This is a genomic window from Peptococcus simiae, assembly GCF_046097595.1.
GTDB classification, from domain to species: domain Bacteria; phylum Bacillota; class Peptococcia; order Peptococcales; family Peptococcaceae; genus Peptococcus; species Peptococcus simiae.
The window spans coordinates 30735-47926 of the sequence record NZ_JBJUVG010000005.1 but is presented as its reverse complement, the minus strand read 5'-3'; the positions used below and the strand labels follow the sequence as shown (position 1 = coordinate 47926).

General features: G+C 57.8%; 10 protein-coding genes. 9 read left to right on the top strand and 1 reads right to left on the bottom strand.

All coding sequences use genetic code 11. From position 1 onward, the window contains the following. Positions 1-31 precede the first annotated feature (31 nt). Entirely contained in the window at positions 32-1696 is a 1665-nt protein-coding gene (locus ACKQTC_RS04805) for an amidohydrolase (RefSeq protein ID WP_408977300.1), read from the bottom strand. A gap of 158 nt (positions 1697-1854) precedes the next feature. Here ACKQTC_RS04805 and ACKQTC_RS04800 point away from each other — a divergent pair, with 158 nt between their 5' ends. The 9 genes from ACKQTC_RS04800 to ACKQTC_RS04760 all read left to right on the top strand — a co-directional run bounded on the left by ACKQTC_RS04800 (position 1855) and on the right by ACKQTC_RS04760 (position 17033). After that, the gene (locus tag ACKQTC_RS04800) at positions 1855-2790 is read left to right on the top strand and encodes a LysR family transcriptional regulator (RefSeq protein ID WP_408977299.1); all 936 of its coding nucleotides are present in this window, start codon (positions 1855-1857) and stop codon (positions 2788-2790) included. 193 nt (positions 2791-2983) lie between these two features. Continuing rightward, on the top strand, positions 2984-6427 hold the full coding sequence (locus tag ACKQTC_RS04795; RefSeq protein ID WP_408977298.1) for a hypothetical protein: 3444 nt from the start codon (positions 2984-2986) through the stop codon (positions 6425-6427). 17 nt (positions 6428-6444) lie between these two features. Further along, positions 6445-7596 (top strand): exonuclease SbcCD subunit D, encoded by a 1152-nt coding sequence (locus ACKQTC_RS04790; RefSeq protein ID WP_408977297.1) that lies wholly within the window; start codon positions 6445-6447, stop codon positions 7594-7596. Next, entirely contained in the window at positions 7593-10727 is a 3135-nt protein-coding gene (locus ACKQTC_RS04785; RefSeq protein WP_408977296.1) for an AAA family ATPase, read from the top strand. Before ACKQTC_RS04790 ends, ACKQTC_RS04785 begins: the two co-directional genes overlap by 4 nt. Next, the gene (locus ACKQTC_RS04780; RefSeq protein WP_408977295.1) at positions 10724-11674 is read left to right on the top strand and encodes a pseudouridine synthase; all 951 of its coding nucleotides are present in this window, start codon (positions 10724-10726) and stop codon (positions 11672-11674) included. Before ACKQTC_RS04785 ends, ACKQTC_RS04780 begins: the two co-directional genes overlap by 4 nt. Continuing rightward, entirely contained in the window at positions 11622-12956 is a 1335-nt protein-coding gene (locus ACKQTC_RS04775; RefSeq protein ID WP_408977294.1) for a CCA tRNA nucleotidyltransferase, read from the top strand. The genes ACKQTC_RS04780 and ACKQTC_RS04775 overlap by 53 nt, the downstream gene beginning before the upstream one ends. Positions 12957-13031: 75 nt before the next feature. Continuing rightward, complete coding sequence (locus ACKQTC_RS04770; RefSeq protein WP_408977293.1) at positions 13032-13787, top strand: pseudouridine synthase; 756 nt, start codon at positions 13032-13034, stop codon at positions 13785-13787. Continuing rightward, positions 13787-14704 (top strand): hypothetical protein, encoded by a 918-nt coding sequence (locus tag ACKQTC_RS04765; RefSeq protein ID WP_408977292.1) that lies wholly within the window; start codon positions 13787-13789, stop codon positions 14702-14704. The genes ACKQTC_RS04770 and ACKQTC_RS04765 overlap by 1 nt, the downstream gene beginning before the upstream one ends. 184 nt (positions 14705-14888) lie before the next feature. Then, entirely contained in the window at positions 14889-17033 is a 2145-nt protein-coding gene (locus ACKQTC_RS04760) for an S-layer homology domain-containing protein (protein WP_408977291.1), read from the top strand. Positions 17034-17192 lie beyond the last annotated feature (159 nt).

Here is a 17192-nt window from a genome sequence, read left to right as displayed (position 1 = left end):
CCTCCAAGTTTTTGATGCAGATGTACTTTAATTAAACCGTAGTCAGTTGGAGTGATTTCATTTTTGTCAGTTGCCCGGAATTATATACCAGCTCATCGTTCACAATAGTGGCCATCACCTGAATGTCTTTTATATCCAATGGATTAACATGTAAAGGGTTACGGTCTAAGATGACAAAATCTGCCAGCTTTCCTTTGGCGATAGAGCCCTTTGCATCATCTTCGAAATACTGGTAGGCTGCATCAATGGTATAGCTTTTTAAAGCGGATAAAACATCTACAGCTTGATGACTACCAACAGATTTCCCTTCAAAGCTTCGGCGGTTTACTGCAGCCCAGATACTTAGAAGTGGATTTTGAGGTGTGATAGGTGAATCGCAATGGGTGCTAAAGCGTAGGCCTAGTTGTTTGGCCCAACCGGCAGGATCAATATTGGCACCGCGGTTCGGGCCTAGAAAGCGCTCCATATGCCGTTTGCCCCAGTAGTAGGTGTGTAAAGAGAAGAAAGAGGGGGTTGCACCTAAGGCCTTCATGCGCACCAGCTGGTCATACCGGGCTGTTTGTGCATGGATAACGATAGGTCGATCATCTATACGCGGATAGGTCTTTTGTGCTAAAGTTAAGGCATCTAGAAACATATCCAAGGTTAAGTCACCGTTGCAGTGGCAAACAGCTTGCTGTCCGGCCCGGTAAATATCTAAAACGGTTTGATTAAAATCCTCCTGGCTATATGCAGGGTAACCGGACCAATCCGAATCCCCTTGATAAGGTGTATAGTAGGGTTCACTCATATAGGCTGTATAGGCCTGGATGGAACCATCTTGAACAATTTTGATGCCTTGCAACGTGATATAGTCGCTGGCTCGTTCAGCCAAAGCCGATTCTTCTAAAATCTCAGAGAAGGGGCAAACCGTAACCCGAACTTTCAACAGGCCTCGGCGGTCGGCTTCATAATAGGCTTTAAGGGTACCAATTTTATTAATCCCACCATCATTAGCAGTGGTGACCCCTTGAGCGGCATAAATTTCTGAAGCCTTTTCAAGGGCTTGTATACAGGCTTCACCTTCGCCGGATAAGTCGAAAATCCCACCTATCGGCAGTAAGTACATGGCATGTTCATCCAAATGACCGGTAGGCTCTCCCGTTTCGGCATCTCTTATAATCTTACCGCCCAGCGGGTCTGGGGTATCTCGATTGATCTGGGCGACTTCGAGCATTTTTGAGTTTGCATAGCCAACATGTCCTGAAATATGTGCGACGACGATAGGGATATCTGTTGAAACCTTATCGAGGTCATAACGGGTCAGGTGACGCTTTTCACTGATTAAGCTATCATCATAGCCCCAGCCGACGATTACTTTACAGGTTGGGAAAGCTTGGGCCTTGGCCTTCAATGCAGAAATGACATCTGCAATGGAGGAGAGGTTGCCTATAGGTGGACAGGATAACTGGACAGCATTTAAGGCAGTACCACCAACAACACTAAAGTGGCTATGGGAGTCATAAAAACCGGGCATCAGGGTAAAGCCTTTTAAATCAATGACCTGGGTATCGGGCCCTTGATATCGCTTCATTTCGTTATCACTACCGATAGCAGTGATACGACCATTTTTTACGGCGATGGCTTCTGCTACTGGTAAGCGATCTTCCATCGTGAGAATCGTACCATTTTTATAAATTGTGCTGGCATAGTCCATAGTAAACGTCCTTTCGTGAGCGAACAATGCAGCACCGGCCGGTGGGAACTGATAAAGTTCCTTTATTTATAAATAATATTAATGCCTGTCATTTTATTTGTGAAATACGTTTTGCGGAAATCTGTTATAGCTTTGAGGCAATAAGGAGCTGACTAATCATGGAATTATTACAATATTACTACTTTAATAAGATGGCTGAATTTGAAAATTTATCTCGTGCAGCTGAGGCCCTTTATGTTTCTCAACCTTCTTTAAGTAAAATGCTCTCTCGGATTGAAAATGAGGTGGGATTTGCCTTATTTGATCGACATGGTAAAAGTTTGCAACTGAATGAATATGGGAAAATATTTTTGACACATTCACAACAGATAGTGAATCATTCTGAGTCCATTCAGGAGGCGCTGAATCAGGTTGCTCATACAGCTAGCCGGCGGTTACGCATGGCCTCTTCAAATACCAGCCTACTGAACAGGTGGTTGTATGATTTTATCAAGAAAGCCCCAGACTTAGGTTTAAGGCATACGATTCTTAATGATAATCAGGCCATTATGCAATTATTAAGCGGAGAGATTGATTATGCCATCACCTTGGGCCGGTTGGCTCACCCAGAGCTCACGTCTCAGTTGTTGTGGACAGATTCTTACCAGGTGGTTGCCAATGCCCACAGTAAGTATGCTCACTTGAAAGAAGTCTATTTTTATGAATTAAAAGAAGCCAATTTTTTTGCCCTTCCACAAAAACCGGATTTTCCACGGTACATTGACCAATTGGCCAGACAGGCTGAATTTGTGCCCCGTATTATTTTTGAGAGTGAGATAGAACTTATTTTAGAAATCTTACCTTCATTGGATGCTTTAATTGTTTGCTTGGAGCAGTCGGATACCTTTTATTCTCGCTTAGAGGGTATTTCTGCCATTCGCTTGCTGGACCCTTTTGCAGCCTGCGATGTTTTTATTAATTGGCATAAGGATAAACAGCATAATGATGCAGGAAAAATGCTACTTACCTATATAACCGAGGATTTACCTCACTTATTTGTAAAAGAGAGCCAGCTGGGAGAACAAAGGCTTAGAAAACCTCGTTATGCTGAATAATCGGACCTAGTACAAGCACAGGGTCTTATCAATCACGCCAGCTTCAGACCGGTTCACATTGAAGCGGCTTGACAAACAAAGTAAATATTAGGTTCACTTAAACTATTTTGCCTGCCTTTTCAAACACTGGAGAAGGACAGGTTATAGGGGCCTATCCATCAGCTTTTTGTGTCGGTTTTCGAGGGGCTGTGCTATGATAGGTGGAAAGGAGGATGAGGCTGAATATATGTGGCACATCTTGATTGAAACCATTTTGGGCGGCTTAACGGGCTTTGTCACCAATGACATTGCTGTGCGGCAATTATTCCGTCCCGGCGGCATTATTGAAAAAGAGCGGGACGGCTTTATTCATATGATTACGGAGGTCCTGGAAAAGGATATTTTTAGTCCGGAGGTGATGGCGGACCTGGCGGCTAAGCCGGAGACGATTGCGGTCTTCCAGGCCTTGGCGGCCCATTTGCGGCGGGAGGTTCTGCCGGTGATTCTGGCTGATGAGCGGTTGGATGATGGGGATGAGGGGCAGATTTTGCGGACATTGACCCTTTGCCGGTTGGAAAGGGCCAGTTGGATGCCGGTCCGGTTGGCACCGGGCTTTATCGGACGGCGGCTTGATGCGGTCAATGAAGGGCCGCAGGGGTATGCAGGGGTGGTCCATCGGTCGCTGACCCGGTTGGGCCGGGAGACGCCGGATGCCCTTATTTTAGGCGCCCTTTTACCGGCGGATGACCTGGCGGAAAAGTGGGACCGGGACCAGATGACCCAGTTTTTAAGTGGTCACCGCCGGCTCATTACTGAGGAACTCCAGCGCCTGCTGGCGGCCTTTTGTGAGACGGCGGCCTGGCAGGAAAAATCTTTGGCGGCCCTGGTTGGTCAGCGGCCTGAGGAGGGGGCCAAGTACCTAGCGGAAAAAGTGGTCCATATTTTTAACGATATGCAGGATAAGGCCAGGGAGGTCACCGAACCGGCAGACCGGGATGGGGTCATGATGGCTTTAGATGGCTTTTTACAGGGCCGGTTGGAAAACATTTGGGATAGCGTAGTCCCGGACCTTTGGCCGGCGGGGATGGAAATCCTCCAGCATGAGCGGCCGGCCCTGGAGAAGGCCCTCCTGTCAGCCGTATCTGAAACGCTGGGCGATAGCAGCCTGAAAGGACCGGTCCTCCGGGCCATGAAGAGCTATTTTGCCGGCAGTAAGGGGAATAACTGGCTGACCCACCTCTTCATCGAATGGCAAAAAGAGGAGAAACAGGCGGGGTTGAAGGAAGGTTTAATCGGCCAGGTCATGGACCGGGTCAGCCTGAGCCAGCCTTCTAAGGAGGAAGACTTTAGACGGGATATCCAGGAAGAGCCCCTGTCTTCTTTCCTGTCCTCGCTTATTGAAGATAAGTTGACCGGGCTCTTGGCCCGGACGCCGGCCCAGCTGGTCCAGGATACCCTGGGCCCGGACCGGCTGGTCCACTGGCTCTATGAGGCCCTCTACTATATGGTCGATAAGACTGAGATGCCGGCGAAACTGGCCGGCTTTGAAGCCGCCTGGCGGCAGAAGCCCCTAGCGGAGACGGTGCTGACTGTTGACCGGACGGCCCGGCTGAGCCGGTTATCGGCGACCTACTTAGAGGAAAAGGACTGGTCACCGGTATTAGGTCGGCTGGAGGGCCTGTCGCCCCAGCCCCTGATTATGAAGGGGGCCGACCGGTTTCTACACTTGCCCCTGACAGAGATGTGGACGGTCCTGGACCGGGAAACGACTATGAGCCAGCGGCTGGAAGAAGCCTTAACCGGTCGGATCAGTGCCAATGTTTTTGGGGGCATGGCTGCCCACCTGGGGAGCCTGGCCAGGGACCAGCTGAACCAGCTCTCCCATAATGATATGCGGCAGTTGGCCCTGGACCTGCTCGGCCGGGAAATGCGGCCCCTGTCGGCTATTGGCGGGGTCGTTGGTGGGGCTGTGGGTCTGGCCTCCGGGTCGGCGATGACCCTGGCCGGCCTCCAGGCCCCTTCCTTTGAGGAGAGTGAGTTGCTCTTTTCCGCCGCCTTTGCCGGCCGTTGTGCCATGTACGGGGCAGTTGGCTATGGGACCAATGTCCTGGCGGTCCAGGGGCTCTTTAAGCCCTATAGCAAGACCCTGGGTTGGCAGGGGCTCCTGCCGAAAAACCAGCACCGGTTTGCTGAAAAGATGCACGAATTGACCCAGCAATATGTCATCAATGAGGAAATCTGGGCCGGGGTCCAGGAGGGTCTGGCCATCCAGGCCCAAAAGCCGGCCTGGGACCACTTTGCCCCCCTGATGACCGAGATGCGGCTGGGCGGTGCCGCCTTTTTCACTGAGGCCCTGGACCGGGTGGCCGGCCGCTATACCCTGGCCCAGGGGCTGACCCAGCTGACCCCTACAGACCTGGACTTCCTGATCAGTGCCGGCTTTCACCACCGGCCGGAGGGGTCTGTGGCTGCCAAGCTGGTTGCCAGCCTGCCGGCTGCGGGCTTGAAGGCCCTGGAGGCCGGTCAGGACTGGGCGGCCTTTTCTGAAGGTCCTCTCCTGGACCTCCTGGAAAATACCGCCCGGGGGGTGACGGGAAAATTACTGGCCCAAAGGCCGGAAGCCATAGCCTTCCAGCTGGACCAGTGGGCCGGCAACCTCCAGCTACCTGCTGAAGGCCATGGCCTCTACAGCCGCCTGGCTGAGGGGATGATGCTGGCCTATGACCGGCTGCCCGACCAGGTGAAGCCCCATACCGGGCGCCTGGCCAAAAGGCTGTCCAAGCGGATCCGCCGTCACCTGCCCATGTCTGTGGACTTCCTCTTTTCCCTGATGAATGGGGAGGGGCTGATCCGGGAGGTCATCAAAAAGTTCTTATCCAAACAATTACCGGCCTACCTGGCTGACCGCCGGGACTACTACCAGGCCGAGCTGACCGGCCTCCTGGAAAAGACCCTGGCCGGCCGGACGCCCTATGCCCTGGGGATCCGCTTTAATGACCCCCAAACCGTTGGCCAGTTGGCCATCCTCTGGCCAACGGTCAAAAAGGCCATAGAGGGCACCGACCTCCGCCGTTGGCTGGTCAACCACCGTTACTTTTTCCCGGACCCGGGGGTCCTGATGGACCGGCTTCCGGCCATCCTGGCCAAGTGGGGCGAGGCTGACTCACCGGTGCTCAGTTGGGTGTCCAAGCGCCTAGACCGGGTCTACGCCAATGCCAATCCGGCGAAAAAAGAGGCCCTGCTGGGCCTGGTCCGTCGCTTTTTGGCCAGTGCCCCGGTCCAGGTCCTCTGCGACCTGTCCATCCAAGACATCCTGGCTCCTCAGGTTTGGGCCAATTACCGGGATACCCTGGTGGCCCTCCTGACCGACCTCAGCGACCGGGGCTTGGACAAGGCCATCCGGGGCCGGGTCGAGGGCCTGTTCGCCAAGGCCTGGGACCAGCTGGTGCCTCTTTTTGCCTCTTATGGCCAGCTGCTCATTGCTGTGCTGCAACTGCCCCGGGTGGCCCAACGGGAAATCCTCCAGTTGAGCCCGGCCCGGTTGGAAACCATGGTAAGGGCCATTGCCAACCCCTACTTCCGTCATGTTGAACGGATGGGGGCCTTGGGGGCGGTGGTGGCTGTACCGGCCACCCTGCTTGCCCAAGCCTTACAGTAAAGAGAAAGGAAGACCGGATGAAATTATTCCATCTAGGTGATTTGCACATCGGGAAAAAAGTCAATGGCTTTGACCTGCTGGAAGACCAGGCGGTGGTCTTGGACCAGGTTCTGGACCAGGTCCGTCTGGAAAAGCCGGATGCCTTACTTTTAGCCGGTGACCTTTATGACCGGCGCAATCCCAACCCGGAGGCCGTCCACCTATTTGACCGTTTTCTGGCCCGGGTGGTCCTTGAAGAAGGGGTGCCCACCCTGGCCATTGGCGGCAACCACGACAGCGGTGACCGGCTGAACTTTGCCAGCGGCATCCTGGCCCATGCCGGCCTCTACCTGGCCGGCCAACTGACCCTGCCGGTACCGGTAGTCCGCCTGACCGATGCCCACGGGCCGGTCGACTTTCACCTCCTGCCCTATGCCGATGGCCCCCTCCTGGCCCACCTGGATGAGGCCTATGCCGGCCTGGCCTACCCGGACGCCATGGCGGACCTCCTGGCCCGGCTGCCCATGGACCCGGCTGCCCGCCAGGTCCTCATTGCCCATGGGATGGTTGCCTATGCCGGCGGCGACCTGGCCGAGAGCGATTCCGAACGGGAGTTGACCGTTGGTGGTACCGAGTATTGGACTGCCGACGCCCTGGGGGTCTTTGACTATGTGGCCCTGGGCCATCTCCACCGGCCCCAGACCGCCGGAGCCCCCCATATCCGCTATGCCGGGTCCCTCTTGCCCTATTCCTTTTCAGAGGAAAACCATGCCAAGAGCATCAGCGTCATAGAGCTGGATGAAAGCGGTTATGCCGGCACCCGGCTCCTGCCGATACAACCCCGGCATGCCATGCACACGGTTCGGGGGCAGCTGGCGGATATCCTAGCTGGCCTACCCCAAGGCGTGGCCGGCGACGACTACCTCCGCATTGTCCTGACTGACCAGGGGGATGTCCTGGATGCTATGGCCCGGCTGCGGAAGGTCTACCCCAATGTCATGACCCTGGAGCGGGAAATCCGGCCCGAGACTGGCGGGTCGACGGCCATCACTTACAGCCGGGCCAAGGGTCTGAACCCGGTCGACTACGCCACTATTTTTTATGAAGAGATGACCGGTGAGCCGGCCGATGAGGCCATCCGGGCCATTTTTACAGACACCTGGCAGCAGGCGAGAGAGGAGGGGCTATGAGACCATTAGAGTTGGAAATATCGGCCTTTGGCCCCTACGCCGGCCAAACCCTTTTGGATTTTTCCGCCCTGGGCCAGGAAAAGCTCTTCCTGGTGACCGGGCCGACCGGGGCCGGCAAGTCTACAATTTTTGATGCCATGTCCTATGCCCTTTACGGGGAAACCGGCGAGGGGGACAGCAAGGGGGAAAGGCTGGTCAGTGACTTTAATAAGGACCCGGCCCGGCTGTCCTATGTCCGCTTTACCTTCCTCTTAAACCAGCGCCAGTACCGGATTTACCGCCAGCCGGCCCAACAGGTCCTCAAGCGGCGGGGGGATGGCTTTCGCGACCAGGGCCAGGTGGTCCTCTTCGAAGCCCTTGACGACCCCGATTTCGCCCCCCTGACCAAGGTGGACGAGGTCAACCGGGCCGTCATTGACCGGATTGGCCTCAATGCGGACCAGTTCCGTAAGATTGTCATGCTGCCCCAGGGGGAATTCCAGCAGTTCCTCCTGGCTGAAACTAAGGAAAAGACCCCGCTCCTGCGCCACCTTTTTGGCACGGATATTTACCGGCGGATGCGGGACCTCCTGGCCGAATCAGCCCGGCAGCTGAGCCAGGAGGCCCGCACGATAGAAATGAAACTGGAAGAGAAGTGGCTCCAAGTGCCGGCGGCTTTTGGTTGGCCCCTGTCTGAGGGGCCTGACGAAGCCGCCCTGGACCGGTACATCCGGCAGGATCATGACCGGCTGGCCAGCCTGGATCTGGCCCTGGACCGGTTAGATCGGTGCAAACAGGACCTGGGCCGGACCCGGCAGGCCGTCGATGCAGCCAAGCAAGTGCAGGCGCAGATTCAGGAGACCGCGGCCCTCCTCCTGCCCCTGACCCAAAGGGCAGCGGAAGACCGGGCCCTGGCTGACCGGATCCGATTAGCTGAAGCCGCCCAGCCCCTGGCCCAGGAAGAGAAGGCCGTTCAGGACCTGGCCGACCGCTGCCAGGCCGCCAACCAGGCCGCCGACCAGGCCAAGACAGACCTGGCCCAGGCGGAAGCAGCCCAGGCCGGCCTCCAGGCCGAAGCGGCCCGCCTCGCCAATCAGAAGGAGGAGATGGCCGCCTGCCGGGAGGCCCTCCCCCTTTTGCGCCAGGGGGTCCAGCTTTTTGCCCGCTGGCAGGCGGCGACCACCGGTCTCAAGGACCGGCAGGCGGCCCTGACTGCTGCTGAAGACCGGGAGAAGGCCTGCCAGGCAAGGGTCCGGACCCTGACCGACCAGGCCAAGGCCCTCCAGGAAGAGGGCAAGGCCCTGGTCCAGGTTGAGACCCGGCAGGTCAGCCTCCAGGCGGCCTGTGACCAATTGCAAAATAAAAAGACCCTTCTGGGCCAGGCCTGGAAGCTCCTGGCTGCCTATGACCGGGGACTAGCCCAGGTCAAAGAGGAGGAGGACCTGGCCAACCAGGCCCTAGCAGCGGAGCAGGCTGCCTATGCCGCCTGGCAAGCGGCCTACCACCGCCGCCAGGCCCAAAGTGCCGCCTACCTGGCCCGGGACCTGACAGAAGGCCAGCCCTGCCCGGTTTGCGGGGCCAACCACCACCCGGCCCCGGCGGTCTTCAGCGGCCAGGGCCTTGATGATGACCAGTTGGCCTGGCTGGAAAAGACCTGGCAGGACCGGGCACAAGAGGCCCGGACCCGGGCCAGTGACCTGGCCGCCAGCCGGTCCAGCCAGGCAGACCGGGCCCGGCAGCTCCGGGATGACTATCCAGACCTGGCCCCGGCCTTTTGCCAGGCTGAGGCCCCCGATGCCGCCAGTACCCGTCAGCTCATAGCAGATGTGGTAGAGGCCGGTAAGGCCCTGAAGGCAGACCTTCAGGAAAAGACCAGCCAGGCCCAGGTCTTAGCCGTCAAACGCGAGCGGTTGGCGGCAGTGGAAGAGGAAGGCCGGGCCCTGGCTGACCAATTGGCCCTGGCAGAAGAGGACCTGACCCAGGCCGCCGCCGACCGACAGGCCAAGGCCCTGGACCTGGCTGCCGGCCAGGCCGGCAGCCGGGAAATGGCCGACCAGCTCCCCTTTTCCATCGAGGAGGGGCCTGGCAAGGAAGACCAGCTCAAGACCGATGAAGCGAAACTACAAGCCTACGATGCAGCTTGCGACCAGATGGAGGCCCGGCGCCAGGCCGGGGCCAACCGGCTGCTGGCCGCCCAAACCAGCCAGCGGGAAAGGCTCCAAACCCTAACCGAGGCCCAGTCTACCTACCTGGCAGCCCGGGACCGGTGGGTCCAGGCCCGGGAGGCGGTCTTTGACAAGGCTGCCGGCTACCAACAGGCCAAGGCAGACTTGCCCAAGCTCGACCAATGGCGGGCCAGCCTTAATGACAACCGGGCCCGGCGGGCCTACCTCAAGACCGAACTGGCTCGGCTCACGGCCCTCTACCGCCAACATCCGGGTAAGGGCCAAGGCCAGGCCTTGGAAGTTGCTGAAGCAGCCCTCCAGGCCAGCCTGGTAGACCATATTGACCTCCGGGCCACCCTCCGTAACCGGGTTGACCAATTGACCCGGGTCCAGACGGCCATGGCTGACCTCCGCCAGGCCGGCGGCGCCCTCTTAGAAGAATACGGCCGGGTCAACCGGCTCCAGCGGATCGTCTCCGGCGATAATGAGGCCCGGATGGACCTGGAAACCTTTGTCCTGACCCAATACTTTGACCAGGTCCTGGCGCGGGCCAACAGCCGACTGGCTAAAATGACCGAGGGTCGGTACAGTCTCATCCGCCATAAGACGGTAGCCGACAAGCGGAAAAACGCCGGCCTGGACCTGGATGTAGCCGACACTTATACTGGCCGGGCCCGGGCCGTGGGGACCCTGTCCGGCGGCGAGCGGTTTAAGGCTTCCCTGGCCCTGGCCCTGGGCCTGGCCGATGTGGTCAGCGAAGAAAGCGGCGGCCATGCCATGGAAGCTATCTTCATTGATGAAGGTTTTGGCACCCTGGATGAAGACGCCCTGGACAAGACCATTGACGCCCTCTTTGAACTCCAAAGCGGTGGCCGCTTGGTCGGGGTCATTTCCCACGTGGCAGAACTTAGAGACCGGATTCCGGCCAAGCTGGTGGTCACTGCCGATGAAGCCGGGAGTCGGGCTCATTTTGAGGTGCCCAAGTGAACCGGCTGGAGGCTACCATCGGGCCGGAAGATGCCGGCCGCCGGCTGGGTGACTATATGCGGCAGCCCCTGGGTTGCTCCAAGCGGCTCATCCGCCGGTTGAAAACCGACCCCCGGGGGATTATGGTCAATGGCAACCGGGTCACCGTCCGTTACCAGCTGGCCCAGGGGGACCGGGTGTCAGTGGCCCAGGGGCCGACCCGGCCGCTGACCATGCCCATCGAAGACCGGCCCCTGGCCATCGCCTATGAAGATGACCTGGTCCTGGTGGTGGATAAGCCGGCCGACACCCCCATGTATCCCCGCTTTAAGGGAGACCTTGGGGCCCTGTCCGGCCCTGTCCTGGCCCACCTGCAAGCGGCCGGCGGCGCCCCGGGCTTTTTCCCCCTCTACCGGCTTGACCGGGATACCACCGGCCTGGTCCTTTTGGCCAAGTCCGCCTGGGCTGCGGCCCGGCTGGCCCAGAAGCCGCCGGAAAAGATTTATGCCCTGGAGGCCTTTGGCCGCCTGCCCGCTGCAGGCAGCTATAGCCTGCCCCTGGCCAAGGGGGCGGGAGGCCTGGGTCGGATTTGGCCTGTTGCCAAAGGCGGCCGGGAGGCCTGCACCTGCTACCGGCGGGTATTCACTTCAGCTGATGGCCTGGCCAGCGGGGCCCTGGTCTACCTGGCCACCGGCCGCCGCCACCAGATCCGGGCCCACTTTGCCCAGGCCGGCCACCCCCTCTTGGGGGATCCGGCCTACGGGGGCCCGGCCCTGGGCCACGACCGACCGGCCCTCCATGTGCCCTACCTAAGCTTTCACCACCCTGCCGATGGCCGGCTGGTGACCTGCTTTCAGCCCCTACCCATGGCCTGGTCACCGGCCTGGCCGGCCAACTATAGAAAGGAGGACCCCTATGCCCATTACCTTACCGAAAGCCTGTGCAGATATCCTGAAAAAATTGAATGATGCCGGCTATGAATCCTATATTGTAGGGGGGTGTGTACGGGATGCCCTCTTAGGCAAGACCCCGGGGGACTGGGATATATGCACCTCGGCTCAGCCGGAAGAGATGCTGACCGTCTTTCGGGGCTACCGGGTCATCCCGACCGGCATTAAGCATGGGACCCTGACGGTCCTCAGCCAGGGCACCCCCTTTGAAGTGACCAGCTACCGGATTGATGGCGAATATAAGGACCACCGGCGGCCCGAAGCGGTGGCCTATACCCGGGACCTGGCCGAAGACCTGGCCCGGCGGGACTTTACCGTCAATGCCATGGCCTGGCACCCCGAGGAGGGGCTCATTGACCTCTACGGCGGCCGGGCTGACCTGGACCGCCGGCTCATGCGGGCCGTCGGCGATCCCCTGGTCCGCTTTGAAGAAGATGGCCTTCGGCTCATGCGGTTGGTGCGCTTTGCCACCGTCCTGTCCTTTGACTATGAACCGGCCACCGCCGCGGCCGCCAAGGCCTCGGCCCATCTTTTAAAGTATATTTCCAAGGAACGAATCCAGGTGGAGCTAAACAAGATTCTCACCGCCCCTTATGTGGCCAAGGGCCTCCTAGACCTACGGGACTTCGGCCTCCTGGGCCAAGTGGTCCCCTACCTATGCCCGGCCGTCGGCTTTGACCAAAAGACCAGCCGCCACTTCTTAGACGTTTACGAGCACACCGTCCTGGCCACCGGCCTCATCCAACCGGACCTCACCCTCCGGCTGACCATGTTCCTCCATGACATCGGCAAACCCTTTACTTGGACCTTGGGCGAGGGGGGAGAGGATGCCTTCCCGGCCCATGAGGTCCTGGGTGCTGACTTGGCCAACCGGAGCCTTCGCCGGCTTAAGTACGACAATGCCACCCGGCGGGAAGTGGTCAAGCTCATTGCCCACCACAATGACGTCCTCCTGCCCAACCGCCGGCTCCTCCGCCGCCGGCTCCGAGACCTTGGCGGGGAGAGCCTTAAGCGGCTCATCGCCGTCAAGGTGGCAGACATCCAGGCCCACGATGTGAAAGGGGACCGGAGCCGGGTTGATGCCCTCTTCCAAGAAATCAGCGACCTGGTTGATGACATCCTGGCCAGCGGCGAACCCTACCGGATTCAAGACTTGGCCCTGAGCGGCCAAGACCTGCTGGACCTGGGCATTCAGGGCAGGGCCATTGGCGAGACCCTGGACCGGCTCCTGACCCTGGTCGTTGATGACCCCAGTCAAAACACCCGGGAGGCCCTCCTGGGCCACTTATCTCATCCATAAAAAAGAGATATTTCACCTACCCAAAAAGCCCTACATCTGTTAAAATAAGTTTTATTGATGACCAGGAGGATGCATATGGAAAAGACCCGCTTACAAAAATGGATGGCCACTTGTGGTGTTGCCTCTAGACGGCATTCGGAAGCGATTATTGCCCAGGGGCGGGTTACCGTAAATGGCCAAGTCGTAAGAGAGCAGGGCCTGCAGATAGACCTGGAGAAGGACCGGGTCGCTGTTGATGGCCGGGTCCTTGAGGCACCGACCAGCTACGCCTACTACCTTTACGATAAGCCGGAAGGGCTCATCACCACCGCCCATGACCCCCAAGGCCGGCCGACCATCTTTGACGCCCTGCCCGAACTGCGGCAGCAGGTGGTCCCCGTGGGCCGGCTGGACCGGGATACCTCCGGCCTCCTGATCCTCACCAATGACGGTGAACTCACCTACCGCCTGACCCACCCTTCCTACTGCGTTAACAAGCGGTATGAAGTCACGGTCAAGGGCTTCATTTCAGACAAGGCCCTGCGCCAACTGGCCAAGGGGATCGACTTGGAAGACGGTCGAACCGCCCCTGCCGAGGTTCAGCTTATCCACCGGAGCCAGCGCAAGAGCAAGATTGCCCTCACCATCCATGAAGGGCGGAAGCGACAGGTCCGCCGGATGTGCCAGGCTGTTGGCCACCCGGTCCTGGCCCTGCGCCGGACAGAAGTGGCCGGGCTCGGCCTGTCTAAAATCGCTGAAGGTGAAGTGCGGCCGTTAACGGCTCAAGAAGTCCAGCAGCTCTATCAAGCTGTCAACATGTCACTTACTGCAAGGTCGAAAAGGAGAAAATGATGGCTTTTCTAACAGATGTAGCAACCCTATCCCTCACTTGTTTTAACCGGAATGAAATTGAAGATATGATGCAATGGCATGTCCTGCAAGGGGGCAACTTTATTGATACAGCCAAGGGCACCTATGCCCACCTGCATGACCCCGCCCGCCGGCTCCACTTTTTCCACTACCTGGAAGATGACGGCCAAGAGGCCGGTCCTGAGCAAAAAGACGTGCCCTGGCGTTTAGACCTCCACGCCGATACCGGCAAAGAAGGGAATGTCCAAGTGACCATCACAGAGGACATCAAAAAAGACATGGTGGCCAACCAGGATGCCCGCTTTAATAACCTGACTCCGGTTCAGTTACCCGTAGCAGACCGGGAAGAGCCGGTCACCATCTTAGTGGATTTAATTAATAAAAATATGATTCCGGCCGCTGACCAGGTCATTGACCTGAACTTAAATGTCAGCGTCCTGGACATGCAGTTTTTCGCCAACCGGGCAGACTGGGTCAGCCAGGCCGGCCTGAGCCCGGACCAGGCCAAGGATGCCCCGGATATGTTCCCCCTGGGCATTGCCGTCAACCGGATGATGCAGGAGAAGGATACCGAAAATATGGACGACCAGGCCGTCGCCCTCATGCGTTATGCCGCTGAAGACCTGGCCATCAACCCTATCGGGCTCATGAACTTAAATGGCACCGTCGAAAGTGTCGAGCAAATTCACTTGGGCAATGGCCTCTACAACTACCTCCTGGCCCTGAAAACCGACCTGGGCGTCTTTAGAGCGGTCGTACCGGAACGGTTTATCCAAGTGGAAGAAGTCTCCGAAGGCAATTACATCACCCTCATCGGCTTCTTCTCCGGGATCTACATCGGGGAGCCGGCCCAAAAAGAAGACAAGGAAAAGGTCGTTCCTATCCACCCGGTGCACTAAGTCGCACGAAATCATCATACCGGCCTGTCGGCCTTGCCGGCAGCCACCAAGGAAGAAACAAGCGAGTAAGTTAAAGGCTTACTCGCTTTTTCGCTATCCTATACTTTTCTTGTTGGGCTTGCCCGGATATCTTTTTTGTATTACAATCCCCTTAGACAGACACTTATCATGAAGGAGGTAGCTGATGGCTATGGTGAAAAAATTATCCCTGGTTTTCCTGGCCTGCCTGCTTTTATCTTTTGGCCTTGGCAGGGGGGCCTATGCCCAGGAAGTCACCGACTTTTCCGTGTCGACCGGCGCTGAATTTCAGGCGGCCCTTGATGCCATTGCAGTCGGGTCTGCCAGCGAGTACACCATAGCGCTGGAAAAGGATATTGACTTAAAAGACCAGTACCGGTATGACCGCCACCGGATTAGCCGGGGACAGGTGACCTTAATCGGTAACGGGCACACCCTGACCCAGATCTATACCATCAAAATCGGCCCTGGGGCTACCCTCCAGCTGGGCAAGGAAGATGGGACCGATCGGCTGACTATTGATGGGGCCTACAGGGGGATTGTTCCCCAGCCCCTCTTTCAAGCCCTGGGCGGCCAGCTGGTCATCCGGGATGGGGTGACGATTTGCAACCGCAAGACCAACCATACCAGTAGTTTCGGTACCATCGTTTTAATTTCCAGTGGCGGGGCCTGCACTATGACCGGGGGCGAGATTAAAGATAACCTAATCGAGAACTCAGCCCTAGGCGGTGGTGGCGGCTTTAATGGCATGGTCACCCTTTTAGGGGCAGATACAAGCTTTACCATGACCGGAGGAAAGATCATCAATAATTCCGTCACTTCCCACTATGAGCCGACACCTGGCTGGTTATATTTTCAAGAAGTGGTCTACGGGACGGCCATTTCATCTGTCGGTGGTAGGGTTAACATTCAAAATGCTGAAATCTCTGGCAACAAGGCCCTAGGCCAATACGGCATGGGGGCCGGGATTTGTATCTTTAACGGGGACCTTACAGTTGATTCTTCAGTGATTGCCGGTAACCACAGTGACTGGCGTGGCGGGGGCATTTATGTGGAAGAACCCTATGATATTCCCTTTTACCCCATTACTTTTGGCGGCGGGGCTGGCCCAATGACGATTCCGGCCCGGCCCTCAAGGCTAGCCATTAGCCATTCCCTGGTCGCCTTTAATACCGCCGGCCAAGCCGGGGCAGACCTGGTCATCGACCAGGGTAACGCGGCCCCGACCCTGCCGACCGTCCAAGAGATGAAGGCCTTTGCCGGCAGCAAGAACCTGGCCTATGACCTGACCAAGTTGGTGGACTGGCACCAGGACGGTCCTTCTAAGCGTTATACCGGGGCTGATCCGACAGAGGTTATAGATGTCCGCCAGCCCATGGCCCTGCCCCAGTACCTGGTCGCAGCAGGCCAGGTAAAAAGCTACACCCTTTCCTTTGATGCTAATGGTGGGACCGGGACCATGGCCCCGGTAGAGACCGAGGCGGAAAGTTATAGCCTGCCGGTACCGGCCTTTACCCCGCCGGCCGGGATGCACTTTGCCCATTGGTTGGTCCTGGGTCAGGCCAAGCAGCCCGGGGAGACCATTCAGCTGACTGAGGACCTGGTTATCCAGGCCATTTGGGCCAAGGATGCCGCCCAGCCCAGGCCGGGCGGCGGGGGAACCACGGTCATCCATGAGCGGGAGCCGGCCTATTTTTACGGTTACCCGGACGGCAGCATCAGGCCTGATGCGCTGATGACCCGGGCCGAGGCCATCGCCCTCCTGGTCCGGCTGGAAAAATGCCCTGCCGGCAGCCCGACCAAGCCTCCCTTTGCCGATACAGCCGCCGGTGGCTGGTATAATACCGCCATCAATGCGGCCCTTCAGGCCGGTTATTTAGACCAAGAGCCGGCCGAGGCCATCCGGCCCAATGACCCGATCACTAGGGGGGAACTGGCCCGGCTCATCGCCCATATTCCCGGGAAGACCCGGCTGGAAGGGCCGGCCCCCTTTACTGACCTGGTCGAGGCCCCTGACCGGGCGGCCATTGAAGATGGCTATGCCAAGGGCCGGATCAAGGGTTACCCGGATGGGACCTTCCGGCCGGCCAAGCCCATTAGCCGGGCAGAAGTGGTTACGATTTTTAACCGGATGTATGGGGTAACAGTGGATAAATATTATATGGCTAAGCACCCAAATCAGCTGACCCGGTTCACAGACCTGCCTGAGGACCACTGGGCCTATGCCGACCTGGTCGCTGCCAGTACCAATCATTTTGTCTTATTCAGAAATGGTGCCGAGACCGGCGCCTGGAGCCGAACCTTTAAGTAAGGGCCGGTGCCATTGACCGCTCGTATTTAACTTATAAAAAGGGCTGTTGCAAAATAGCCCCTCTAACAAACAAAGTCCCAGCTCAAAAAAATGAGGAGGGACTTTTTTTATGGATACATCCATGTAAGCTTATAATATATAGCTAAGGAAAATTTTCTA

Bases quoted from the DNA above. Each gene is read 5' to 3' on its own strand.
- ACKQTC_RS04805 (WP_408977300.1), bottom strand. From the start codon at position 1,696: ATGGACTATGCCAGCACAATTTATAAAAATGGTACGATTCTCACGATG.
- ACKQTC_RS04800 (WP_408977299.1), top strand. From the start codon at position 1,855: ATGGAATTATTACAATATTACTACTTTAATAAGATGGCTGAATTTGAA.
- ACKQTC_RS04795 (WP_408977298.1), top strand. From the start codon at position 2,984: ATGATAGGTGGAAAGGAGGATGAGGCTGAATATATGTGGCACATCTTG.
- ACKQTC_RS04790 (WP_408977297.1), top strand. From the start codon at position 6,445: ATGAAATTATTCCATCTAGGTGATTTGCACATCGGGAAAAAAGTCAAT.
- ACKQTC_RS04785 (WP_408977296.1), top strand. From the start codon at position 7,593: ATGAGACCATTAGAGTTGGAAATATCGGCCTTTGGCCCCTACGCCGGC.
- ACKQTC_RS04775 (WP_408977294.1), top strand. From the start codon at position 11,622: ATGCCCATTACCTTACCGAAAGCCTGTGCAGATATCCTGAAAAAATTG.
- ACKQTC_RS04770 (WP_408977293.1), top strand. From the start codon at position 13,032: ATGGAAAAGACCCGCTTACAAAAATGGATGGCCACTTGTGGTGTTGCC.
- ACKQTC_RS04765 (WP_408977292.1), top strand. From the start codon at position 13,787: ATGGCTTTTCTAACAGATGTAGCAACCCTATCCCTCACTTGTTTTAAC.
- ACKQTC_RS04760 (WP_408977291.1), top strand. From the start codon at position 14,889: ATGGCTATGGTGAAAAAATTATCCCTGGTTTTCCTGGCCTGCCTGCTT.